Source organism: Streptomyces sp. NPDC051109, from assembly GCF_044455885.1.
Taxonomy (GTDB): domain Bacteria; phylum Actinomycetota; class Actinomycetes; order Streptomycetales; family Streptomycetaceae; genus Streptomyces.
In genome coordinates this window covers 175322-198522 of the sequence record NZ_JBITFF010000010.1, presented here as the reverse complement: position 1 = coordinate 198522, position 23201 = coordinate 175322, and the positions used below count along the sequence as shown (strand labels likewise).

Sequence of the window (23201 nt, the reverse complement as noted above, 5' to 3'; positions counted from 1 at the left end):
TCATCCTGTGCGATCCGCGGCCGCAGGACCAGACATTTCGGCCGTGATCGCCCAGCGCTCGTGGTCGCGCCAGGCGCCGTCGACGAAGAGGAAGTCCGGCGAGAACCCCTCCCGTCGGAATCCGGCCCCGCGGACCAGCGCGAGGGAGGCCGCGTTGCCCGGCTGGACGTTGGCCTCCAGCCGGTGCAGCCCCAGACCGCCTTCGTCCCCGGGGGTGAAGGCGTGCGTCACGACGAGGCCCAGGGCCTCCCGGAACAGCCCCCGTCCGGCGGCGTGCGCGAAGGCGCCGTAGCCGAGCGCTCCGCAGTCGAAGGCGCCGTAGACGATGTTGTTGATGTTGACGAAGCCCGCGATGGCCCCGGTTTCGCGTTCGCAGACCAGGAATCCCACCCGGCCGGCGCCCTCGATGAGCGGGGTCGCGTACTCCTCGTACTCCTCGATCGTCGCCGGCGGGGCGAGCCAGGGGCGGTGGAGGTGGCGGCTCTCCTGGACGTGGGTGGTGAACTCGGGGCCGTCGGCGAGCCGGAAGGGCCGCAGCCCGACGCGCTCCCCCTCGCGGAGGTACGTGGGAAATGCCATCCGCCCAGGCTATGAGCTGTGGCAGGCTTCGCCCGGTGATCATCGACCTGGACACCGAAGAACTGCTGCGCGCGGCGGTACGCAACAACGCCGAGTGGTGCGCGGCGGTCAGCGGCGGAGGCACCTTCGCGGCCGAGGCGTGGACCAGCGCGCGCCGCACGCCGCCGTACTACCCCGACGGCGTGACCCTGGCCCGGGAGGCCTCGGCGGACGCACTGCTGGCCGGGATGGACACCGCGTCCCCCGGCTGCTCGGTCAAGGACAGCTTCGCCGCCCTGGACCTGGCTCCGGCCGGGTTCGAAGTGCTGTTCGACGCAGAGTGGATCCACCGGCCGTGGCGCGCGCCGGATCCTGCCGCGCCGGATCCTGCCGCGCCGGATCCTGCCGCGCCGGATCCTGCGGCGCCGGATCCTGCGGCGCCGTCCCGGGCCGCGCCCTCCACCGCCCTGGCCTGGGCCCGCGTCTCCGACGTCGGGGAGCTGGCCGCCTGGGAGGCGGCGTGGGGCGGCGGGGAGGGCAGCGGCCTGTTCCACCCCGGCCTGCTCACCCCGGAGGTCGCCTTCCTCGCCGGCCGGGCGGCCGACGGGCGCATCGCCGCCGGGGCCGCCGCCAACCGTACGGGCGCGGTCGTCGGCCTCTCCAACGTCTTCACGGCGGACGGCACCCCCGGCGACGAGGCCTGGGCGGGCGCCCTCGCGGCGGTCGCGGGCCTCTGGCCCGGGCTCCCGGTCGTCGGCTACGAGTCCGGTGACGACCTGGACACGGCCCTGCGCCACGGTTTCACCCCGCTGGGCCCGCTCCGCGTCTGGCTGCACACGGCGGAGGGGTCCGCAGCGCGGCCGACGTCCGGTCGCGCTGCTAAAATTGGGTGATTCTGCCCAAATCGGGTTGGGGTGAGTGCATGAGGACCTCCCGCGCACGTCGGCGTACGGTCTTGCTGGCCCCCTGCGTCGCCCTCCTGATCGCGGGGGGCGGCACTCCGCTCGGCGCGGCCGTCGCCGTGGCGCGCGCCGCCCCGTCGCCCACGCCCGCTCCCGTGGCGACGATGACCGCCCCCGCCCCCACCCGTATCCCGCCTCCCCTGAAGCCGATCGAGCCGGCCGCCTTCCAGGCCACCGTCGAACGCGCGGCGAAGAAGCTGATGGTGCCGGGCGCGGTGGTGCTGCTGCGCACCCCGCAGGGCACATACCGGGCCGTCGTCGGCACGTCGGAGCTGGGCAAGGCCGCACCGCCCGGGACGAACGACCACTTCCGGATCGCGTCCAACACCAAGACCATGACGGCAGCGCTGGTCTTGCTCCTCGCCCGGGACGGCAAGCTCCGGCTGAACGACCCGGTGTCCGCCTACGTCCCGGGAGTGCCGAACGGGGCGCACATCACCCTGGCCGACCTGCTGAAGATGCGCAGCGGGCTCTACAACTACACCAACGCACCGGAAATCTCGTCGGCGCTGGACGCCGACCCCGGGAAGGCCTGGACCCCGCAGCAGGTCCTGGCCATCGCCTTCCGGCACCCGCCGAACTTCGCGCCCGACGCGTCCTACGAGTACTCCAACACCAACTACGCCCTGCTGGGCCTGGTCGCCGAGAAGGCCGGCGGCCGGCCCCTGGCCCGGCAGTTCCGGGACCGGCTGTTCATCCCGCTGGGGATGAGGGGGACACTTCTGCCGGCCGCCGGCGACCGGTCGCTGCCCGAGCCCTCCGCGCACGGCTACATGTACGGCGGTTCGGTCTACGCCCTGGCCGACGACCCGTACTCCCCCGCGATGCGCGAGGCGGCGCGGTCGGGCAAGCTCCGCCCCCTCGACTACACCCGGCAGAACCCCTCCTACGCCACCGCCGCCGGCGGGGCCGTCTCCACCGCCGACGACCTGGCCACCTGGATCCGCTCCCTGGTGAGGGGCCGGGTTCTGGACCCGGCGTCCCAACAGCAGTGGCTCCGCAGCCCGCAGGCAGAGGACCCGGCCGCGCCCGACGGCCAGAAGTACGGCTACGGCATCGCCTACCAGCGCTTCGGCCCGCACTCCGCGATGTACTACCACGGCGGTGAACTCCCGGGCTTCAACTCCTTCATCGGCCACGACCCGGCCAACGACGTCACGCTCGTCATCTGGACGAACCTGACCCTGTCCCCGGACGGCCGCACCACCGCCCAGGCCCTGCTGCCCACCGTGCTCAACCAGATCTACACCGGGCTCGACCTGCCCACCGGCTAAACCGTGTCGGCGCCGGCGGCCGGACTCGGCTCCAGGGCCAGGCGCGGGACGTCCGTCCGCTCGATGCCGAACACCTGGGCGTACAGGGAGAGTTCCGCCTCCAGCGCGCGGACCATGGTCTCCGCCCGCCGGAATCCGTGGCCCTCGCCCTCGAAGGCGACGTACGCGTGCGGCACGGGCCGTCCCCGCAGCGCGGCCAGGAACCGCTCCGCCTGGGCCGGCGGGCAGACCGGGTCCTCCAGGCCCTGCAGCAGGACGAAGGGCGCGGTGATCCGCCCGGCCCGGGCCAGCGGCGAGCGCTCGCGGCACCGTACGGCCAGGGTCTGCGGGGGCCCGGCCAGGCCGTCGATGTAGTGGGACTCCAGGTCGTGAGTCTCCTCGGCGAAACCCAGCAGGTCCAGCACGGGGTAGATGACCGTCCCGCAGGCGTACAGGTCGGTGGCCGCCAGCGAGGCCGCCGCCGTCCAGCCGCCCGCGCTGCCGCCGCGGATGGCGAGGCGGGCCCGGTCCGCGGTGCCCTCGGCGGCCAGGGCGCGGGCCACGGCCGCGCAGTCCTCCACGTCGACGACGCCCCACTGCTCGCGCAACCGCTCCCGGTAGGCGCGCCCGTAGCCGCTGGAGCCGCCGTAGTTCACCTCGGCCACGCCGATGCCGCGCGAGGTGAAGTACGCGATGTGCAGGTCGAGTACGGGCGGCACGTGGTCGGTGGGGCCGCCGTGCGCCCACACGACGTACGGGGGCAGTTCGTCGGCGGGGGCCCGGCGCGCGGGGTGGTGCGGCGGGTAGATGTGGGCGTGGATCTCCCGCCCGCCCGGGCCGAGGAAGGTCCGGCTCTGCGGTTCGGGGTAGTAGGAGGGGTCCACCGGGTCCACCCCGGCCGCGCCGACCACCCGCGCGTGCCCGTCCTCGACGTCGAGCTCGACGACCTCGTAGGCGCTGCGCGGGCTGGCCGCGACCCCGTAGACGCGGTTGCCGTACGCGGCGAGCGTCGGCTGCCAGGCCGTCCACGGTCCGGCGGCGTCCACCAGGTCGCCGCTCTCCGGGTCGAGGACGCCGAGCACGGAGGAGCCCTGGCCGTGCAGGACGGCGACGAGCCCTCCGGGGAGCGGGGCCAGCCAGCTCAGCCCGGGCTTCCACAAGGGGCCGCCGAACTCCTCTTCGCGCGGGCACAGGTTGACGGCCTCGCCGGTCGCCGGATCCACCCGGTACGGGTTCCACCAGCCGCTGCGGTCGCTCACGGCGAGGAGGGCCCCGCCGGAGGTCCACTCCACCTGGGCCACGGACTCCTCGGGGCCGCCGAGTACGGTGCGGGCTCCGGCCAGCGCCCCCTCGGGCGTGACCTCGGCGAGCCGTACCTCGGTGCCGTCCCACGGCATCCGGGGGTGGTCCCACACCAGCCAGGCCGCCTGCCGCCCGTCGGGGGAGAGCCGGGGTCCGGTGGTGAACCGGTGCCGGTCGTCGGTGAGTTCGCGTACGAGCGACCGGTCCTCGGCGGCCGAGCCGTCCAGCGGTACGCCGGCCAGCACCCGGCGTACGTCGGTCGGCGCCGGCCCGGTGAACTCCTCCAGCACGCACCAGACCTCGCCGTCGCGCAGGACGGGATCCGCCCAGCGCAGTCCGCCTCCGACCGGGGAGACGGGGGTGAGGGGCCGCGGGGCGCGGCCGCCGGGCGCGTCGGGCTCGTACGCGTACATCCGCTGGTCGGCGAAGTGGACGAACACCAACAGGGGCCCGCCCGAAGGCCGTTCGGCGCCCGCCCAGGGCCGGCCACCGTACTCGGTGACCCGGCTGCGGACGTTCCACGGGGCCGGCAGCACCGAGACCTCGGGGCTGCCGTCGGCGGGCCGGCGCACCAGGGTGCGGCGGCCGCCCTCGGCCGGGCGGGGCTCGGTCCACCACACCTCGGGGCCGACGGTACCCACGTACTCGGGACGCCCGTCGAGCGAGGCGGCGGCGGCCGCGTCGAGGGGCGAGGGCCAGCTGCCGTAGGGCCCGGTCGGCACCGCCATCACCGGCTCACCATCACAGGGTCCGCAGGGCGTGGTCGAGGACGCGTACGCCGAAGTGCAGGGCGTCGACGGGGACCCGCTCGTCCACGCCGTGGAAGAGGGACCAGTAGTCGAATCCGGGCGGCAGCTTCAGCGGGGAGAAGCCGTATCCGGTGATCCCGAGCCGGGAGAACTGCTTGGCGTCGGTGCCGCCCGCCATGCAGAACGGCACCACGTGCCCGTCGGGGTCGAAGCGCTCCACGGACTCGCGCAGGATCGCGAACGTCCGCCCGTCCACGGGGGCTTCGAGGGCCACTTCCCGGTGGTGGAACTCCCAGGTGACCTCGGGGCCGGTGAGTTCGTCGAGGGTGGCGATGAACTCCGCCTCGGTGCCGGGCAGCATCCGGCCGTCCACGTACGCGGTGGCCGTGCCCGGGATGACGTTGAGCTTGTAACCGGCGCTGAGCATGGTCGGGTTGGCGCTGTTGCGCACGGTCGCCTCGACGAGGAGGCCGGCCGGCCCGAGCTTGCCGAGGACGGCGTCGAGGTCGAAGCCGCGGGCGCCGGGATCGACCGACAGGCCCTGGAGTGCCGCGAGTTGCGTGATACAGGCGGCGACCGTGCCGGTGAGCCGGACGGGCCAGCGGTACTCGCCGATCCGGGCCACGGCGCCGGCGAGTCGGCTGACGGCATTGGCCCGGTTGGGCTTGGAGCCGTGGCCCGCCGTGCCGTGGGCGGTCAACTTCAGCCAGGCGGTGCCGCGTTCACCGGCCGCGATCGGGTAGAGGGCCTGGCCGGGGCCGTTGTGCACGGTGAAGGCGCCTGATTCGCTCAGGCCCTCCGTACAGCCCTCGAAGAGGTGCGCGTACTGGTCGGCGAGGAATCCCGAGCCGTCGACCGCGCTGTCCTCCTCGTCGGCGGTGTAGGCGATCACGATGTCCCGGCGCGGCTTGACCCCGGCCCGCGCCCAGGCCCGTGCGACGGCCAGCACCATCGCGTCCATGTTCTTCATGTCGACGGCGCCGCGGCCCCAGACCACCCCGTCGCGGATCTCCCCGGAGAAGGGGTCCACCCTCCAGTCGGCGGCCTCGGCGGGGACCACGTCGAGGTGGCCGTGGACGAGGAGGGCCTCGGCGCCGGGGTCGGTGCCCTCGATCCGGGCCACCACGTTGGTGCGGCCGGGCGTGCGCTCCAGCAGGACCGGCTCCGGACCGGCCGCGGCCAGCCGCTCGGCGACGTACTCGGCGGCGGGGCGCTCGCGGCAGTCGCCGCCGCCCCGGTTGGTGGTGTCGATGCGGATCAGGCCGGAGGTGAACGCGACGGCCTCGTCGAGCGCGACCTGGTCGACGGGGGACTCCTGGGTGACTGCGGGCATGTCAGCCATACTGCTCCTCCACGGCTGCCGAGACGACCGTCGTGACCGCCTTGAAGGTCCGGATCCCCTCGTACATCGTCTCGCTGGTGTACGCGACCCTGCGCTCCCCGAAGCGTTCGGCGCCCGGCACGACGGTGGCGGCCATCGCCAGGTGCGCGGCGTCGAACTCCAGCTCCACGGTGTACGGGCCGCCGTGCACGGGGTCCCGGCGTACGGCGAGGGCCGCGGCCTCCTTGGCGGCGGCCCGGATGTCGGCGGCGGTACGGGCCGGGGTACGGCACACCGCGGCGTAGCGGGAGACGTGGTCCTTGACGGCGACCTTCAGGGCGTCCGGCGCGTAGCCGTCCGCATCGGCGCAGGTCAGGTCGTCGCCTGTGACGAGGATGACGGGCACTCCGTACTCGGCGACGACGTGCGCGTTGAGCAGCCCCTCGCTCGCGCGGGTCCCGTTCAGCCAGACGCCGGTGATGGAGTTGGCGAGGTAGGTGTGGGCGAGGACCCCCTCGGAGCCGGCGCCGGTGTGGTAGCCGACGAACGCGACGCCGTCGACGTCGCCGTGCTGGACGCCCTCGACCATGGAGAGGGACTTGTGGCGGCCGGTGAGCATCTCGGCCCGCTCGTCGAGCTGTTCGAGCAGCAGGTTCCGCATGGTCCAGTGCGCCTCGTTGACGAGGACCTGGTCGGCGCCGCCGTCGAGGAAGCCGCGGACGGCCGCGTTCACGTCGGAGGTGAACATGGGGCGGCAGCGCTCCCACTGGGGGGTGCCGGGCAGGACGTCGGCGGGCCAGGTGACGCCCGTGGCGCCTTCCATGTCGGCGGAGACGAGGATCTTCATCGGGCCCCCCGGGCGGTCGGCTGCGCACGGCGCGTCGTCGCAGGGCGGCCGTCGCGGACGGAGCCGTCCGGGCAGGCCTCCACGCTGTGTGCGCGCAGGGTTCCAGCCTAGCCGCGCGGGCCCGCTCCGGCCCGGGGGCACGCCCGGGCCGGGGGCTCACATCGGCCGGGAATTCCACCCGATCCGGTGAGCCGCCCGGCGCCGGCGGCACTGCCGCGGCACGGCAACCGCCTTGCTCAGCCCTCGACTTCGGCGGCCAGGTTGGCCAGCAGGGTGTCGTAGATCCGGCCGAGGCCCTTGGGGGCGAAGGTGCGCTCGAAGAAGCCGCCGATGCCGCCGGCGCCGTTCCAGACGGTGGTGACCGCGGCCTTGGACTTGCCCTCGCCGGCCGGGGTGACGATCCACGTGGTGACCATGGTGGAGTTGCGGTCCTTCTCCACGAGCTGGCCGTCGGTCGGCTCGGTGACCTCCAGCAGGCAGTCGCGCACGCGCTTGCTGGTGGCCTGGAGCTTCCAGTGGACGAGGGTGCCCTCGCCGTCGCCGCCCTCGCGCACCTCGTACTCGCTGAAGTGCTCGGGCAGCAGCTTCCCCCGGGTCCCGGTGTAGTCCGCCAGCGCGTCGAACACGGTCTCCGCGTCGGCCGCGATGATCCGCTCCGTGGTGGCCTCGACCTGCGCCATAGCTGTTCCTCCAGCAGTTGTGTCCGCTCGTCGCGGCAAGCCAACCACCTCCGGGGCAAGCACCCAAATCCGGGTCAGCGGCGGCCGGCCCCGTGGACGGGCTCTCGCCGTTCTCGCACCGCCGCCCGTCCAGGGACTCGAACGGGGCCGCGGCCCCGGCTATCGCCTCCTCCAGCCGGTTGCCCGCCGTGCCCGGCAGACGGACCACGATCCGTGTTTTCCCATGGCGGGAGCCGCCTCGGCACCGCCGTGGTGATCAAGGGCATTGCCGTGCCGCACGATCATGGGAACGTTTGTTCTATTCTCGGGGCCGAGACACCGAGGGAGGCGCTCATGCGCTGGGACAATCTGACGGACGGGCCCGGGACGCCCGATGGCGCGGGGGCGCTCTTCGGGGCCGCCTCCGTCGTCACGCGGACCTTCGACACCCCCGAGTTCCGCGGGATCACCTTCCACGAGGTCCGCGCCCGCTCGGTCCTCAACCGGGTGCCCGGCGCCTCGCGCATGCCGTTCGAGTGGACGGTCAACCCCTACCGCGGGTGCAGCCACGCCTGCGTGTACTGCTTCGCCCGCAAGACCCACAGCTACCTCGACCTCGACACCGGCATCGGCTTCGACTCGCAGATCGTCGTCAAGACCAACGCCCCCGAGCTGCTGCGCCGCGAACTCGCTTCGAGCCGGTGGAGCGGCGCACACATCGCCATGGGCACCAATGTCGACTGCTACCAGCGCGCCGAGGGCCGCTACCGGCTGATGCCCGGGATCATCGAGGCCCTGCGCGACCGGGCCAACCCCTTCTCCATCCTGACCAAGGGGACGCTGATCCTGCGCGACCTCCCGCTCCTGCGCCAGGCCGCCGAGGTCGCCGACGTCGGCATCTCCGTCTCCGTCGGCTTCACCGACGCCGCCCTGTGGCGGACCGTCGAACCGGGTACGCCGTCCCCCGCCGCCCGGCTGGGAGCCGTACGGGCCCTCACCGAGGCCGGGATCGAGTGCGGGGTGCTGATGGCTCCGGTGATCCCCTTCCTCGGGGACTCCCCCGAGCAGCTGCGGGCCACCGTCCGGGCCGTCGCCGAGTCCGGGGCGACCTCCGTGACACCCCTGGTACTCCATCTGCGGCCGGGCGCCCGCGAATGGTTCACGGCGTGGCTGGGGGCCCACCACCCCCGCCTCGTCGAACGGTACGAGCGGATGTACGCGGGCGGCTCGTACGCACCCACCTGGTACCAGCGGCAGATCACCCGGCAAGTGCACGAACTCGCCGCCGAATTCGGCATCGGACCCTCCCGGCGGGGCGCGGCCCGCAGGATCCCCCTCCCCGAACGTCCCACCGGCCCCGCGGCCGCCGATCCGGTCCAGCTCAGCCTCCTGTGACCTCGTACGGCCGCTGAAGGCTCATCACATCGGGCCAATCAGCGGCCCAATCCCGCCTTCCCGGCGTGGTTTCCGGGACGATTCCGCCCAGAACCCTCGGCTGGGAGGCCCCATGCTGCACCCTGCGAAGAAGCGCGGTCCGCTGACGAAGCGCGCCGCCGTCCTGCTGTCGGTCGCCACCGCGAGCGTGGCCGCCGTCGTCACGAGCCCGGCGGGTGCCGCGCCGACGGCCGCCGCGCCGGGCGCCGCGCCCGCGGCGCTGCGCTGGACCGGCTGTGCGAGCCCGCGCTATCCGACGCTGCAGTGCGCCTCCCTCAAGGTCCCGCTCGACCACGACCACCCGGCCGGCCGGCAGATCTCCCTGGCCCTGACCCGGGTCCCGCACACCGCCGCCACCTCGCAGGGGCCGCTCCTGGTCAACCCCGGCGGGCCCGGCGGCAGTGGCCGGACCCTGGCCGGGTTCATCGCGTCCGCGCTGCCGAAGGACGTGGCCGCCCAGTACGACGTGATCGGCTTCGATCCCCGGGGCGTCGGCAAAAGCGAGCCCGCCCTGGACTGCGGGCCCGGCCACTTCACCCCCGTGCGTCCGGACTCCGTACCGCTCGACGCGCAGACCGAGCGGGCCAACCTGGACCGGGTGAAGTCCTTCGCCGAGTCCTGCCAGACCAAGCACGCCGACGTGCTCCCCTACATCGGCACCGTCTCGGCCGCCCGCGACATGGAGGTGCTGCGCGGGGCCCTGGGCGCGGCGAAGCTCAGCTACTTCGGCTACTCGTACGGGACGTACCTGGGCGCGGTGTACGCCAAGCTCCACCCGGACCGGGTACACCGCCTGGTCCTCGATTCCGTGGTCGACCCGGGCGGGGTCTGGTACGAGGACAACCTCGCGCAGGACCGGGCCTTCGACGCCCGCCACAAGTCCTTCCTGGCCTGGGTGGCCCGGTACGACGAGAAGTACGGGCTGGGCACCGACCCGGCGGGGGTCGAGGAGCGCTGGTACGCGATGCGGGACGCCCTGCACGCGAACCCCGCGGGCGGCAAGGTGGGCCCGGCGGAGCTGGAGGACACCTACATGCCGGGCGGCTACTACAACGGCTACTGGCCGGTCCTCGCCGAGGCCTTCTCGGCGTACGAGGTGGCGAAGGACCCGAAGCCGCTGGTGGCGGCGTACGAGCGGTTCGGGGCGGTGGAGCCGTCCGCGGGCAACAGCTACAGCGTGTACACGGCGGTCCAGTGCCGCGACTCGGCCTGGCCGAAGGACTGGAACCAGTGGCGTGCGGACATGTGGCGCACCCACGCGAAGGCACCGTTCATGACCTGGAACAACGCCTGGTACAACGCCCCGTGCGCGTTCTGGAAGACGGAGCCGCTGGCGGCGCCCGACGTGAGCAACGCCTCCCTGCCGCCGGCCCTGCTGCTCCAGGCGACGGAGGACGCGGCGACCCCGTTCGAGGGGGCGCTGAGCATGAAGGGGAAGCTGAAGGGCTCGGCGCTGGTGGTCGAGGAGGGCGGCGGCAACCACGGGGTCGCGCTCAGCGGCAACAAGTGCCTGGACGAGAAGGTGGCGGCGTACCTGCGGGCGGGCCAGGCCTCGGACGCCGCCTGCCCCGCCCAGCCGGCCCCTAAGCCGACCACGTCCACGCGCGCGGTTCCTCCGACCGCCGGCGGCACGGCCCTCCACGGCCTCCTGGGCTTCCGCGGGTAGGCAGACGCTGCTATATGTACTGGTTCGTCAGGTTTGACCGTCTCGTCCCTGACACCTCGGTGAACGGGGACGGGACGAGCGGACATGGGCTAGGGTCCCTGCGGTGAAGAAGCTGACATCCCCGCTCGCCCGGCGGAAGGCCGCCGCAGCCCCGCGCTCCGCCGCCGGTGCCCGGCTCGGATGGCTGGACGCACTGCGCGGCATCGCCGCCCTCGTCGTGGTCCTGCACCACTTCGACGTTCTGCGGATGCTGCCCTTCGGGGGGATGGTCTGGCGGAACTTCGACCTCGGCGTGTTCGGGGTCATGCTCTTCTTCATCGTGAGCGGTTACATCATCCCGGCCTCACTGGAGCGCCGGGGTGACGTCCGGGGCTTCTGGATCGGCCGCCTCTTCCGGATCTACCCGGCCGTCATCGTCGCCTTCGTCGCCGCGATGTTGATGCTCCCGGCCGGGGACGGTTCGGTCAAGCTGCTGCGCACCGGCGACGACCTCGCCTCGCTCGTCGCGAACGGCCTGATGCTCCAGGACATGCTGGGCGTCATCAACGGCATGAACGTCACCTGGACGCTCTGCTACGAGATGGTCTTCTACTTCTTCGTCACCGCCCTGTTCACCCGGGGCCTGCACCGGCACAGCGCCCCGATCGCCGTCGGCTTCGCCGGTGCCGCGCTGGCGATCGGTACCGCCCTGGCCCCCCAGATCCTGCTGACGCAGCTCGGCTCGGTCCGGCTGCTCCTGCTGATCGCCACCCCGATCGTCCTCGTGGGCTTCTGGGGCGTGCTCAGCGGCCACCGGAAGGCGACCGCGGCGGGGGCGCTGATGCTCGGCGGACTCGGCCTGGTCCTCGCCACGCTCAACAGCCGGGCCGTCGCCTTCGAGACTTTGATGATCTTCGCGACGATGTTCGCCGGCACCGTCGTGTACCGGGCGCAGCACGGCACGGTCCGCCGGGTTCCGGCGCTGCTCACCTGTGGGTCCGTGGTCCTCGCGGGCGTGCTCGTCGGATGGCTCTACAACCGGAACGGGGTCCAGGAGAGCACCTGGACCTCGGGCTGGAAGGCCTGGTCGCTCTCGTACCTCGCGGCCTGGATCCTGTTCGGCCTCTTCTTCCTGCTGCGGGGGCGGCGCTTCCCGAAGCCGCTGACCTGGCTCGGCGCGATCAGCTTCTCGATGTACCTGCTGCACTTCCCGCTGCTGCGCACGATCGGTCCGCCGCTGGGAGTCCCGCCGATGCCCGAGTCGACGCTCGGGAAGATCGCCTGGACAGCGATCTTCCTGACGGTGCTGATGGCTGCGAGCCACTTGACGTACCGCCTGGTCGAGCTGCCGGCGCAGCGCCTGGGCAAGCGGGTCCAGCAGGCGGCGGACCGCCGCCGACCCGCCGCCGCGCCCGAGGGGGGCCCGCCGCTGCGTGCGGAGGGCGGGGGCCTCCCGGCCGCCGCCGTCCGCGCGCCGGACGAGGCGGCTTCAGTGTCCCGCGGCTGACCCGCTCGGCAGGACGGCGAAGGCCTCCACCTCCAGCAGGAGTTCGGGGCGGGCCAGGGCGGCGACCTGGACGGCCGAGGACGCCGGCAGCCGGTCGGCGGGGATGACGGCGTCGCGCGCCTCCCGGACGGCCGGGAGGTGGGCGATGTCCGTGACGAAGTACGTCAGCTTCACCACGTCGTCGAAGGTCGCCCCGGCTGCGGCCAGGCAGCGCCGAAGGTTCTCGAACACCTGGCGGGCCTGCGCGGCGGCGTCGCCCGCGCCGACGACCCGGCCCTGTTCGTCGAAGGCGCACTGGCCGGAGATCGCGACGAACCGCCCGGTGCCCCAGGCGACGTGGCTGTAGCCCGTACCGGGGTGGACGCCTTCCGGCGCGGATATGCGCGTGACGTGGTGGTGGTCGCGGGGGTGGTCGCGGTGGTCGTCGGGCCTGCTCGTGAGGTCGCTCATGCGGCTGATCATCTCAGCGCGGTCAGCGAGGTCAGCGAGGTCTGCGCAGTTTGCGCAGGGCGGCCGTCGCCGCCACCGCGAGGCGGGGATGGGACTGGGCCCGGGTGAGGACCTCGCGGGCGCGCGGGTCGGCGAGGGTGCCGAGGCCCTCGACGCAGGCCAGGGCCACCCGCCAATAGGGCTCCTGCGGGGACAGCAGCCGGGCGAGCGTGGCCATCAGGACCGGCGCCGATTCGGGGGCGCGCAGGGTCGTGAGGAGCCGTACGGGCTGGAGGGCGTAGGCCGTGCGCAGGGTGTTGGTGGTCAGGGCCGCCGCCGCGCGGGCGGTGCGCGGGTCTCCCAGGGCGGCGAGCGCCTCGGCGGCGGCCGCGCAGCGCGGCGGGTCCCGGTGGTTGAGGAGCAGCACCAAGGGCTCGAAGGCGCGCCGGTCGCCGGCCAGGCCGAGGCGGTACGCGGCCAGTTCGCGGGCCCACAGCGGCAGGCCCGCGGAGGTCAGGGAGGCGGCCAGCGCGTCGGGGTCCGCCGCGAGCAGTTCCTCGTAGCGAGGGGACCCCCCGGGCCCCCCGGACTCCGCGGACCCGCCGGACTCCCCCGACTGCCCGGCTTCCGTTCGCAGGCGCTCCAGCACGTCGTTCACCCGGCCACCCTAGGGCGGCGCGGCCGCCGCCACGCCGGGTTTCCGCAGATGACTGATCGATGATCGATGATCGGTACATTTGGGCGGTACAGGTCACATCTCCGCGCTCTGGCGCGGCAGTTACCGGCGGGTTACGCTCCTTTCAACGTACGAGGCCGGCCTGGTGACGCAGCCGCCCCGTATCAGTCGGTTCGGTAGCTTCCACGACTCATGTGCATCAGCTACCTCTGCTGCCCTTCGTGTACGGCGTGGCCCCGGGACAGGGTCCGCCGTTCTCCGCCCCGCGCTCTCGCACGGGCCGGATCTCCCGCCGCGCGTCGTGCGCCGTGCGGCGCCCTCAGTCGTCACCCTCTTCCACTGGAGTCCCGCGATGGACCTTCCGTCCACGTCCAGTCAGTCCGCCGGCCAGTCGACCGGTCAGTCCGCCTTCCAGACCATCGCCGTCGTCGGCCTCGGCACCATGGGCACCGGCATCGCCGAGGTCCTCGCCCAGGCCGGCCGCGAGGTCATCGGCATCGACATCAGCGAAGCCGCCACCCGCCGGGCCACCGCCGCCCTCGCGGCCGCCACGGCCCGCTCCGTGGCCCGTGGGCGCCTCACCGAGCAGGAGCGGGAGGGCGTTCTCGCCCGCTTCCGCACCTTCACCGAGCTGACCGCCGCGGCCGACGCCGACCTCGTCATCGAGGTCGTCCCGGAGAGCTACGAGCTCAAGCAGCGCCTCTTCCGCGAGCTCGACGCGATCGTCCGCCCCGACACGGTCCTGGCCACCGGCACCAACGCCCTCTCGGTGACCCGGCTCGCCGCCGAGTCGCAGCGCCCCGAGCGCGTCCTCGGCCTGCACTTCTTCAACCCGGCCCCGGCGATGAAGCTGGTCGAGGTGGTCTCCAGCGTCCTCACCGCCCCGCCGGCCGTCGAGGCGGTCACGTTGCTGGCCCGCGAGCTCGGCAAGGAGCCCGTCTCCGTCGGCGACCGCCCCGGCTTCGTCGCGGACGGCCTGCTCTTCGGGTACCTCAACCAGGCCGCCGCGATGTACGAGTCGAAGTACGCCTCCCGCGAGGACATCGACGCGGCGATGCGGCTCGGCTGCGGTCTGCCCATGGGCCCGCTCGCCCTGCTCGACCTGATCGGCGTGGACACCGCCCGGACCGTCCTGGAGGCCATGTACGCCTCCTCCGGCGACCGGCTGCACGCCCCGGCCCCGATCCTGGGCCACCTCGCCGAGGCCGGCCTGACCGGGCAGAAGTCCGGGCGCGGCTTCTACACGTACGGGGAGCCGGGCGGATCCACGATCGTCCGCGACGCGCAGACCCCGCTGGACGGGGCCCGGCTCGTCGAGGGCCGCCCGGTCGCGAAGGTCGGCGTGGCCGGCTCCGGCACCATGGCGAGCGGCATCGCGCAGGTCTTCGCGCAGGCGGGCTTCGCGGTGGTGCTCGCCGCCCGCAGCCAGGAGAAGGCGGACGCCGCGAAGGCCGCGATCGGCAAGTCCTTGGGCCGTGCGGTGTCCAAGGGCAAGCTGACCGAGGAGAACGCGGCGCAGACGCTGGGCCGGATCACCGCGGCCGGCTCCCTGGACGCCTTCGCCGACGTGGACCTGGCCGTGGAGGCCGTCGCCGAGGACCTGGCGGTCAAGCAGGAGCTGTTCGCGGCCCTCGACAAGGTCTGCCGGCCGGGTGCGGTGCTGGCCACCACGACCTCCTCCCTGCCGGTGATCGCGATCGCCCGCGCGACCTCGCGTCCGCAGGACGTGATCGGCATGCACTTCTTCAACCCGGCTCCGGCGATGAAGCTGGTCGAGGTGGTCCGGACGGTCCTGACCTCCGACGACGTGCACGCCACGGTCCGCGAGATCTGCGTCAAGGTGCGCAAGCACCCGGTCGACTGCGGGGACCGGGCCGGCTTCATCGTGAACGCGCTGCTGTTCCCGTACTTGAACAACGCCGTGAAGATGGTCGAGCAGCACTACGCGAGCCTCGACGACATCGACGCGGCGATGAAGCTGGGCGGCGGCTACCCGATGGGGCCCTTCGAGCTCCTCGACGTCGTCGGCCTGGACGTTTCGCTGGCGATCGAGAAGGTGCTCCACAAGGAGTTCCGCGACCCCGGCCTGGCCCCCTCCCCGCTGCTGGAGCACCTGGTGGCGGCGGGCTGCCTGGGCCGCAAGACCGGCCGCGGATTCCGTGAGTACGCCCGCCGGTAAGCAGCGCCCCGGCCAGGTGCCCCCAGAGCCGGATGCGTGGGGAGGGTTGCTCGGGCCTGCCGCACCCTCACGGCAGGCGAACCCTCCCGACGAGCACTGTGTGCCCAGTGCCGGCCCTCCCCCGCATCCACCTCCGCCCCACCCCCCTCAGGCGCGCTCCCCCGCGCAAATGAAGTACTTTCGCTCTATGTCCCAGCCCGCCAAGACCTCGTCCCGCGCCGCCACGGCCTCCGACAGCACGGAGAGCGCGGCCGGCACCAAGGCGGCCGCCCAGCGTCTGAAGATGCGCCGCGAGCTCGCCGCCGCCGCCATGGAGCTGTTCGCGACCAAGGGGTACGAGGCGACGACGGTCGACGAGATCGCCGCGACGGCGGGGGTGGCGCGCAGGACGTTCTTCCGGCACTTCCGGTCCAAGGAAGAGGCGATCTTCCCGGACCACGACGACACCCTGACCAGGGCCGAGGCGGTGCTGGACGTGGCCCCGGCGCACGAGCACCCGCTCGACACGGTGTGCCGCGGGATCAAGGAAGTCATGAAGATGTACGCCGCGTCGCCTGCGGTGTCGGTGGAGCGCTACCGGCTGACCCGCGAGGTGCCGGCGCTGCGGGAGCGGGAGATCGCCTCGGTGGCCCGGTACGAGCGGCTGTTCACCCGCTATCTGCTGGCCCATTTCGACGAGACCGACCACCACGACGGCAATGACGACCCGCTGCTGGCGGAGGTGGCGGCCTCGGCGGTGGTGACGGCCCACAACCACGTGCTGCGGCGCTGGCTGCGGGCGGGCGGCCAGGGGGACGTGGAGGCGCAGCTGGACCACGCCTTCTCGATCGTGCGGAAGACCTTCGGCACGGGCATCGGCGCGGGCCGCACGCTGGGCACCGCGCCCGCCCCGGCCCCGGCCGCGCCGGCGGAGGTCCGTACGCAGGGCGAGGTACTGGTGGCGGTGGCCCGTACGGACGCCCCGCTCGACGAGGTCATGCGGACCATCGAAGAGGCACTCAAGAACCGGTAGGCACCCCCTTGGGCGCTCAGTAAGCGATTCACGTCACAGCGGCCGCTCCCGTTCCGGGAGCGGCCGCTTCCGTTTGTCCGGCTTGCCCCTACTCACGGGTAACCCTGATCGATCATCGCTCATTCGCGCAGGTCAATAGCCAAATGAGAGAAAGTTTTGGCACGCGGTGCCTTGCTGAGTGACACGGGGTGCCATACGTTGAATCTGTCCGGATGTCCCCGCGGTCCACGCCCACTCGGCACGAACCGCGCCCCGGATGCCTGCGTCACCAGGCCGCGCGCACGCCCCACCACGGGCGTCGCGCCAGCACCACAGCTCTCCCCTTGGCCTCCGGCCGGGGGGACCCCCGCCGGACCGACGGCACCGCAGTACAGCACCAACCCCACCACACCCGTACCGCGCACCCGCGGATCCCCCAGCGCACCCTCATCAGCGCTTCGCCGGAGGCAACACCGTGAAGGACATCCTCGACGCGATCCAGTCGCAGGCCGCTACGGCCGCCGACTTCGCGGCCCTGCCGCTCCCCGACTCCTACCGCGCGATCACCGTGCACAAGGACGAGGCGGAGATGTTCGCGGGGCTCACCACCCGTGAGAAGGACCCGCGCAAGTCCCTGCACCTCGACCAGGTCCCGGTGCCGGAGCTCGGCCCGGGCGAGGCCCTGGTGGCCGTCATGGCCTCGTCGGTCAACTACAACTCGGTCTGGACGTCGATCTTCGAGCCGGTGTCGACCTTCAGCTTCCTGGAGCGTTACGGCAAGCTGAGCGACCTCAGCAAGCGCCACGACCTCCCGTACCACGTCATCGGCTCCGACCTCGCGGGCGTCGTGCTGCGCACCGGCCCCGGCGTCAACTCCTGGAAGCCGGGCGACGAGGTCGTCGCGCACTGCCTCTCGGTCGAGCTGGAGTCCTCCGACGGCCACAACGACACGATGCTCGACCCCGAGCAGCGCATCTGGGGCTTCGAGACGAACTTCGGCGGCCTCGCCGAGATCGCACTGGTCAAGTCCAACCAGCTGATGCCGAAGCCCGGCCACCTGAGCTGGGAGGAGGCCGCCTCCCCCGGCCTGGTCAACTCCACCGCCTACCGCCAGCTCGTCTCCCGCAACGGCGCCGGCATGAAGCAGGGCGACAACGTCCTGATCTGGGGCGCCAGCGGCGGACTCGGCTCGTACGCCACCCAGTTCGCCCTGGCCGGCGGCGCCAACCCGATCTGCGTGGTCTCCAGCCCGCAGAAGGCGGACATCTGCCGCTCCATGGGCGCGACCGCGATCATCGACCGCAGCGCCGAGGGCTACAAGTTCTGGAAGGACGAGCACACGCAGGACCCGAAGGAGTGGAAGCGCTTCGGCAAGCGCATCCGCGAGCTGACCGGCGGCGAGGACATCGACATCGTCTTCGAGCACCCCGGCCGGGAGACCTTCGGCGCGAGCGTCTACGTCACCCGCAAGGGCGGCACCATCACCACCTGCGCCTCGACCTCGGGCTACATGCACGAGTACGACAACCGCTACCTGTGGATGTCGCTGAAGCGGATCATCGGCTCGCACTTCGCCAACTACCGCGAGGCGTGGGAAGCCAACCGCCTCATCGCGAAGGGCAAGATCCACCCCACGCTGTCGAAGGTCTACTCCCTGGAGGAGACCGGCCAGGCGGCCTACGACGTCCACCGCAACCTCCACCAGGGCAAGGTCGGCGTCCTCGCGCTGGCCCCCGAGGAGGGCCTGGGCGTGCGCGACCACGAGATGCGGGCGACGCACCTGGAAGCCATCAACCGCTTCCGCGACATCTGATCCGCCCGACCGTCCGAGACCGTTCAAGGGCCAAAGGGACAGCCTGAGATGACAGAGCGCCAGAAAGACCGTCCGTGGCTCATGCGGACGTACGCCGGCCATTCCACGGCCGAGGCGTCCAACGAGCTGTACCGCCGCAACCTCGCCAAGGGCCAGACCGGCCTGTCGGTCGCTTTCGACCTCCCGACGCAGACCGGCTACGACCCCGACCACATCCTCGCCCGCGGCGAGGTGGGCCGGGTCGGGGTCCCGGTCTCCCATCTGGGCGACATGCGGCGGCTGTTCCAGGACATCCCCCTGGAGCAGATGAACACCTCGATGACGATCAACGCCACCGCCATGTGGCTGCTGGCGCTCTACCAGGTGGCCGCCGAGGAGCAGGGCGCGGACATCGCCCAACTCCAGGGCACCACCCAGAACGACATCGTCAAGGAGTACCTCTCGCGCGGGACGCACGTCTTCCCGCCCGGGCCCTCGCTCCGCCTGACGACGGACATGATCGCGTACACGGTCAACCACATCCCGAAGTGGAACCCGATCAACATCTGCTCGTACCACCTCCAGGAGGCGGGGGCCACCCCGGTCCAGGAGATCTCGTACGCGATGTCGACGGCCATCGCCGTGCTGGACTCGGTGCGCGACTCGGGCCAGGTCCCGGAGGATCGTTTCGGCGAAGTGGTCGCCCGCATCTCGTTCTTCGTGAACGCGGGCGTCCGCTTCATCGAGGAGATGTGCAAGATGCGTGCCTTCGGCCGCATCTGGGACCAGGTCACCCGCGAGCGCTACGGCATCGAGAACGCCAAGCAGCGCCGCTTCCGGTACGGCGTCCAGGTCAACTCCCTCGGGCTGACCGAAGCGCAGCCGGAGAACAACGTCCAGCGCATCGTGCTGGAGATGCTCGCGGTCACCCTCTCCAAGGACGCCCGGGCCCGCGCCGTGCAGCTGCCCGCCTGGAACGAGGCGCTGGGTCTGCCCCGGCCCTGGGACCAGCAGTGGTCGCTGCGCATCCAGCAGGTCCTGGCGCACGAGAGCGACCTGCTGGAGTACGAGGACATCTTCGCCGGATCCCACGTCATCGAGGCCAAAGTCGACTCCCTGGTCGCCGACTGCCTGGCCGAGATCGACCGGATCCAGGAGATGGGCGGCGCGATGGCCGCCGTCGAGTCCGGTTACCTGAAGGGCGAGCTGGTCGCCTCGCACGCCGAGCGGCGCGCCCGGATCGAGGCCGGCCAGGACAAGATCGTCGGCGTCAACTGCTTCGAGCAGACCGAGGAGAACCCGCTGACGGCCGACCTGGACGGCGCCATCATGACGGTCGACCCGGCCACCGAGGCGCTGACCGTGGAGCGGATCGTCCGCTGGCGGGCCGAGCGGCAGGAGTCCTCGGAGCGGCAGGGGAACGGCGACCCCTTCGTCTTCCCGACGGTGATGCAGGCCCTGGACCGGCTCAAGGAGGCCGCCGCCGGGACCGAGAACCTGATGGAGGCCACCCTGGAGTGCGCCCGGGCGGGTGTCACCACCGGCGAGTGGGCGAACGCCCTGCGCGAGGTGTTCGGCGAGTTCCGCGCCCCGACCGGGGTCTCCTCGGCCCCGGTGGCGGTCACCGCCGAGGAGGGCACGCCGATGGCCCTCGTCCGCGAGAAGGTCGCCCGGACCGCCGAGGACCTGGGCTCCGGCCGGCTGCGCCTGCTGGTCGGCAAGCCCGGCCTGGACGGGCACTCCAACGGCGCCGAGCAGATCGCCGTACGGGCCCGCGACGCCGGGTTCGAGGTGGTCTACCAGGGCATCCGGCTGACGCCCGAGGAGATCTCGTCGGCGGCGCTGGCCGAGGACGTGCACTGCGTGGGACTGTCCATCCTGTCCGGCTCGCACAGCGCGCTCGTGCCGGACGTGCTGGAACGCCTCCGTACGGCGGGGGCGGGTGACATCCCCGTGGTCCTCGGCGGCATCATTCCGAACGCCGATGCCATCGCCCTCAAGGCGGCCGGAGTGGCCGCCGTCTTCACACCCAAGGACTTCGGTATCACGGAGATCATCGGCCGTATCGTCGACGAGATCCGGAAAGCGAACAAGCTCGACCCTCTGGAGGTCCCCGCATGACCACGCCCACGTCTCCCGTGAACCGGCTGCGTCCGCGCCGCTCCTGCCTCGCGGTGCCGGGCTCGAACCCGCGCTTCCTGGAGAAGGCCCAGGGCCTGCCGGCCGACCAGGTCTTCCTCGACCTGGAGGACGCCTGCGCCCCGCTCGCCAAGGAAGGCGCCCGCCACACGATCGTGGACGCGCTGAACAACGGCGACTGGACCGGCAAGACCCGGGTGGTGCGCGTCAACGACTGGACCACGCACTGGACGTACCGCGACGTCATCACGGTGGTGGAGGGCGCGGGCCAGAACCTCGACTGCATCATGCTGCCGAAGGTCCAGGACGCTCAGCAGGTCGTGGCGCTGGACCTGCTGCTGACGCAGATCGAGAAGACGATGGGCTTCGAGGTCGGCAAGATCGGCATCGAGGCGCAGATCGAGAACGCGCAGGGCCTCAACAACGTCAACGCGATCGCGCAGGCCTCCCAGCGCGTGGAGACGATCATCTTCGGGCCGGCCGACTTCATGGCCTCCATCAACATGAAGTCGCTGGTCGTGGGCGAGCAGCCGCCCGGCTACCCGGCGGACGCCTACCACTACATCCTGATGAAGATCCTGATGGCCGCCCGGGCCAACAACCTGCAGGCGATCGACGGCCCCTACCTCCAGATCAAGAACGTGGACGGGTACCGCGAGGTCGCCGGGCGCGCCGCGGCCCTCGGCTTCGACGGCAAGTGGGTCCTGCACCCGGGCCAGGTCGACGCGGCCAACGAGGTCTTCTCCCCCTCCCAGGAGGACTACGACCACTCCGAGCTGATCCTCGACGCGTACGACTGGTGCACCTCCGAGGCCGGCGGCAAGAAGGGCTCGGCCATGCTCGGCGACGAGATGATCGACGAGGCCAGCCGCAAGATGGCCCTGGTCATCGCGGGCAAGGGCCGCGCCGCCGGCATGCAGCGCACCACCAAGTTCGAGATCCCGGAGGCGTAGGGCCATGCAGTTCGGACGCACGTACGAGGAGTTCGAGGTCGGCGCGGTCTACAAGCACTGGCCGGGGAAGACGGTCACGGAGTACGACGACCACCTCTTCTGTCTGCTGACCATGAATCACCACCCTCTGCACATGGACAGCAATTACGCCGAGAACACGACCGACTTCGGCAAGAACGTGGTCGTGGGCAACTACATCTACTCGCTGCTGCTCGGCATGTCCGTGCCGGACGTCTCCGGGAAGGCCATCGCCAACCTGGAGATCGAGTCGCTGCGGCACGTGGCGCCGACCTTCCACGGCGACACCATCTACGGCGAGACCACGGTCCTCGACAAGACCCCGTCGAAGTCGAAGAACGACCGCGGGATCGTCTACGTGGAGACCAAGGGCTACAAGCAGGACGGCACCCTCGTCTGCGTCTTCCGGCGCAAGGTGATGGTCCCGACGGAGACGTACATCAAGGAGCGCGGCGGCGAGCAGCCCGGCCGCCCGCAGCTGAAGGAACAGGGGAAGTAGCCATGGCCCGACTCGCCCAGACCGCCGGGCTGACCGACGTCCAGCGGGAGATCCTCAAGACCGTCCGGGAGTTCGTCGACAAGGAGATCATCCCGGTCGCGACCGAACTCGAACACCGTGACGAGTACCCGCAGCAGATCGTCGACGGCCTCAAGGAGCTCGGCCTCTTCGGCCTGATGATTCCGGAGGAGTACGGCGGCCTGGGTGAGTCGCTGCTCACCTACGCGCTGTGCGTGGAGGAGATAGCGCGGGGCTGGATGTCCGTTTCGGGCATCATCAACACCCACTTCATCGTGGCGTACATGCTCAAGCAGCACGGCACCCAGGAGCAGAAGGACCACTTCCTGCCCCGCATGGCGCTGGGCGAGGTGCGCGGCGCGTTCTCGATGTCCGAGCCGGGGCTGGGCTCCGATGTGTCGGCCATCACGTCCAAGGCGGTGAAGGACGGCGACGAGTACGTCCTGAACGGCCAGAAGATGTGGCTGACGAACGGCGGCTCCTCGACCCTGGTGGCCGTCCTGGTCCGCAGTGACGAAGGACACCCCGAGGGCACGGCCCCGCACAAGTCGATGACGACCTTCCTCGTCGAGAAGGAGCCGGGCTTCGGTGAGGTCCGTCCGGGCCTGACCATCCCGGGCAAGATCGACAAGATGGGCTACAAGGGCGTCGACACCACCGAGCTGATCATGGACGGACTGCGCATTCCGGCCAATCGGGTCCTCGGAGGCCAGACGGGCCGAGGGTTTTACCAAATGATGGACGGGGTCGAGGTCGGCCGCGTCAACGTGGCGGCGCGTGGCTGCGGCGTCGCTCAGCGTGCATTCGAACTGGGTGTCTCTTATGCCCAGCAACGTCACACTTTCGGCAAGGCGATCGCCGAGCACCAGGCCATCCAGTTCAAGCTGGCCGAGATGGCTACCAAGGTCGAGGCCGCCCATGCGATGATGGTGAACGCAGCACGCAAAAAGGACTCCGGGGAACGAAACGACCTTGAGGCAGGGATGGCGAAGTACCTCGCCTCCGAGTACTGCAAGGAGGTAGTCGAGGACGCCTTCCGTATCCATGGCGGCTACGGATTCTCCAAGGAGTACGAGATCGAGCGCCTCTACCGCGAGGCGCCGATGCTGCTCATCGGTGAAGGTACGGCCGAGATCCAGAAAATGATCATCGGTCGACGCCTGCTTGAGGAGTACCGACTCCAGGGCTGAAAGTCCCTTTTGCGGCGGATCCTCCAGGGGTCCGTCGCAAAAGAATCACTGGCAGTCACTGGCTGGCGGCCATCGACTCG

At 71.6% G+C, this 23201-nt stretch carries 19 protein-coding genes; 12 read left to right on the top strand and 7 right to left on the bottom strand.

Going from position 1 to position 23201, the window contains the following annotated elements; translation table 11 throughout:
- Positions 1-579: a GNAT family N-acetyltransferase gene (locus ACIBAD_RS20460; protein ID WP_398907958.1), complete on the bottom strand. Its 579-nt coding sequence runs from the start codon at positions 577-579 to the stop codon at positions 1-3.
- 11 nt (positions 580-590) lie between these two features.
- On the opposite strand from ACIBAD_RS20460, the gene ACIBAD_RS20455 reads away from it, so the two are divergent.
- Complete coding sequence (locus tag ACIBAD_RS20455) at positions 591-1451, top strand: hypothetical protein (RefSeq protein ID WP_398907957.1); 861 nt, start codon at positions 591-593, stop codon at positions 1449-1451.
- A gap of 29 nt (positions 1452-1480) precedes the next feature.
- Complete coding sequence (locus ACIBAD_RS20450; protein ID WP_398907956.1) at positions 1481-2794, top strand: serine hydrolase domain-containing protein; 1314 nt, start codon at positions 1481-1483, stop codon at positions 2792-2794.
- Here ACIBAD_RS20450 and ACIBAD_RS20445 read toward each other — a convergent pair.
- The 4 genes from ACIBAD_RS20445 to ACIBAD_RS20430 all read right to left on the bottom strand — a co-directional run bounded on the left by ACIBAD_RS20445 (position 2791) and on the right by ACIBAD_RS20430 (position 7672).
- The gene (locus ACIBAD_RS20445) at positions 2791-4803 is read right to left on the bottom strand and encodes a prolyl oligopeptidase family serine peptidase (protein WP_398907955.1); all 2013 of its coding nucleotides are present in this window, start codon (positions 4801-4803) and stop codon (positions 2791-2793) included. The two genes, ACIBAD_RS20450 and ACIBAD_RS20445, sit on opposite strands and share 4 nt — an antisense overlap.
- 13 nt (positions 4804-4816) lie before the next feature.
- The gene (locus ACIBAD_RS20440; RefSeq protein ID WP_398907954.1) at positions 4817-6166 is read right to left on the bottom strand and encodes a M20/M25/M40 family metallo-hydrolase; all 1350 of its coding nucleotides are present in this window, start codon (positions 6164-6166) and stop codon (positions 4817-4819) included.
- Positions 6159-6992: a M55 family metallopeptidase gene (locus ACIBAD_RS20435; RefSeq protein ID WP_134069955.1), complete on the bottom strand. Its 834-nt coding sequence runs from the start codon at positions 6990-6992 to the stop codon at positions 6159-6161. The genes ACIBAD_RS20440 and ACIBAD_RS20435 overlap by 8 nt, the downstream gene beginning before the upstream one ends.
- A gap of 236 nt (positions 6993-7228) precedes the next feature.
- Positions 7229-7672: an SRPBCC family protein gene (locus tag ACIBAD_RS20430; RefSeq protein ID WP_134069957.1), complete on the bottom strand. Its 444-nt coding sequence runs from the start codon at positions 7670-7672 to the stop codon at positions 7229-7231.
- A gap of 333 nt (positions 7673-8005) precedes the next feature.
- Here ACIBAD_RS20430 and ACIBAD_RS20425 point away from each other — a divergent pair, with 333 nt between their 5' ends.
- The 3 genes from ACIBAD_RS20425 (at position 8006) to ACIBAD_RS20415 (ending at position 12237) form a co-directional block, all read left to right on the top strand.
- Positions 8006-9046, top strand: coding sequence for an Rv2578c family radical SAM protein (locus ACIBAD_RS20425; protein ID WP_398907953.1), 1041 nt, complete (start codon positions 8006-8008; stop codon positions 9044-9046).
- 112 nt (positions 9047-9158) lie between these two features.
- On the top strand, positions 9159-10751 hold the full coding sequence (locus tag ACIBAD_RS20420; RefSeq protein WP_398907952.1) for an alpha/beta hydrolase: 1593 nt from the start codon (positions 9159-9161) through the stop codon (positions 10749-10751).
- A 103-nt stretch (positions 10752-10854) separates the two neighbouring features.
- Positions 10855-12237: an acyltransferase family protein gene (locus tag ACIBAD_RS20415; protein WP_398907951.1), complete on the top strand. Its 1383-nt coding sequence runs from the start codon at positions 10855-10857 to the stop codon at positions 12235-12237.
- Here the strand turns inward: ACIBAD_RS20415 and ACIBAD_RS20410 are convergent.
- Positions 12220-12687 carry a RidA family protein gene (locus ACIBAD_RS20410; protein WP_398907949.1) on the bottom strand — a complete coding sequence of 156 codons (468 nt, stop codon included), beginning with the start codon at positions 12685-12687 and terminating at the stop codon, positions 12220-12222. The genes ACIBAD_RS20415 and ACIBAD_RS20410 overlap by 18 nt on opposite strands.
- A gap of 31 nt (positions 12688-12718) precedes the next feature.
- Positions 12719-13324, bottom strand: a complete 606-nt coding sequence (locus tag ACIBAD_RS20405) for an adenylosuccinate lyase (protein WP_398907948.1) — start codon at positions 13322-13324, stop codon at positions 12719-12721.
- 460 nt (positions 13325-13784) lie between these two features.
- Between ACIBAD_RS20405 and ACIBAD_RS20400 the strand changes: the two genes are divergently transcribed.
- The 7 genes from ACIBAD_RS20400 to ACIBAD_RS20370 all read left to right on the top strand — a co-directional run bounded on the left by ACIBAD_RS20400 (position 13785) and on the right by ACIBAD_RS20370 (position 23121).
- Positions 13785-15521: a 3-hydroxyacyl-CoA dehydrogenase family protein gene (locus ACIBAD_RS20400; RefSeq protein ID WP_398907995.1), complete on the top strand. Its 1737-nt coding sequence runs from the start codon at positions 13785-13787 to the stop codon at positions 15519-15521.
- A 187-nt stretch (positions 15522-15708) separates the two neighbouring features.
- Positions 15709-16533 carry a TetR family transcriptional regulator gene (locus tag ACIBAD_RS20395; RefSeq protein ID WP_208328957.1) on the top strand — a complete coding sequence of 275 codons (825 nt, stop codon included), beginning with the start codon at positions 15709-15711 and terminating at the stop codon, positions 16531-16533.
- A gap of 454 nt (positions 16534-16987) precedes the next feature.
- Complete coding sequence (gene ccrA, locus ACIBAD_RS20390; RefSeq protein WP_099888798.1) at positions 16988-18325, top strand: crotonyl-CoA carboxylase/reductase; 1338 nt, start codon at positions 16988-16990, stop codon at positions 18323-18325.
- Between the two features lie 48 nt (positions 18326-18373).
- Positions 18374-20425 carry a protein meaA gene (locus ACIBAD_RS20385; RefSeq protein ID WP_134069971.1) on the top strand — a complete coding sequence of 684 codons (2052 nt, stop codon included), beginning with the start codon at positions 18374-18376 and terminating at the stop codon, positions 20423-20425.
- Positions 20422-21396 carry a CoA ester lyase gene (locus tag ACIBAD_RS20380; RefSeq protein ID WP_134069973.1) on the top strand — a complete coding sequence of 325 codons (975 nt, stop codon included), beginning with the start codon at positions 20422-20424 and terminating at the stop codon, positions 21394-21396. The genes ACIBAD_RS20385 and ACIBAD_RS20380 overlap by 4 nt, the downstream gene beginning before the upstream one ends.
- Positions 21397-21400: 4 nt before the next feature.
- Positions 21401-21913, top strand: a complete 513-nt coding sequence (locus tag ACIBAD_RS20375) for a MaoC family dehydratase (protein WP_030155134.1) — start codon at positions 21401-21403, stop codon at positions 21911-21913.
- Between the two features lie 2 nt (positions 21914-21915).
- Positions 21916-23121, top strand: a complete 1206-nt coding sequence (locus ACIBAD_RS20370) for an acyl-CoA dehydrogenase family protein (RefSeq protein ID WP_030868030.1) — start codon at positions 21916-21918, stop codon at positions 23119-23121.
- Positions 23122-23201 lie beyond the last annotated feature (80 nt).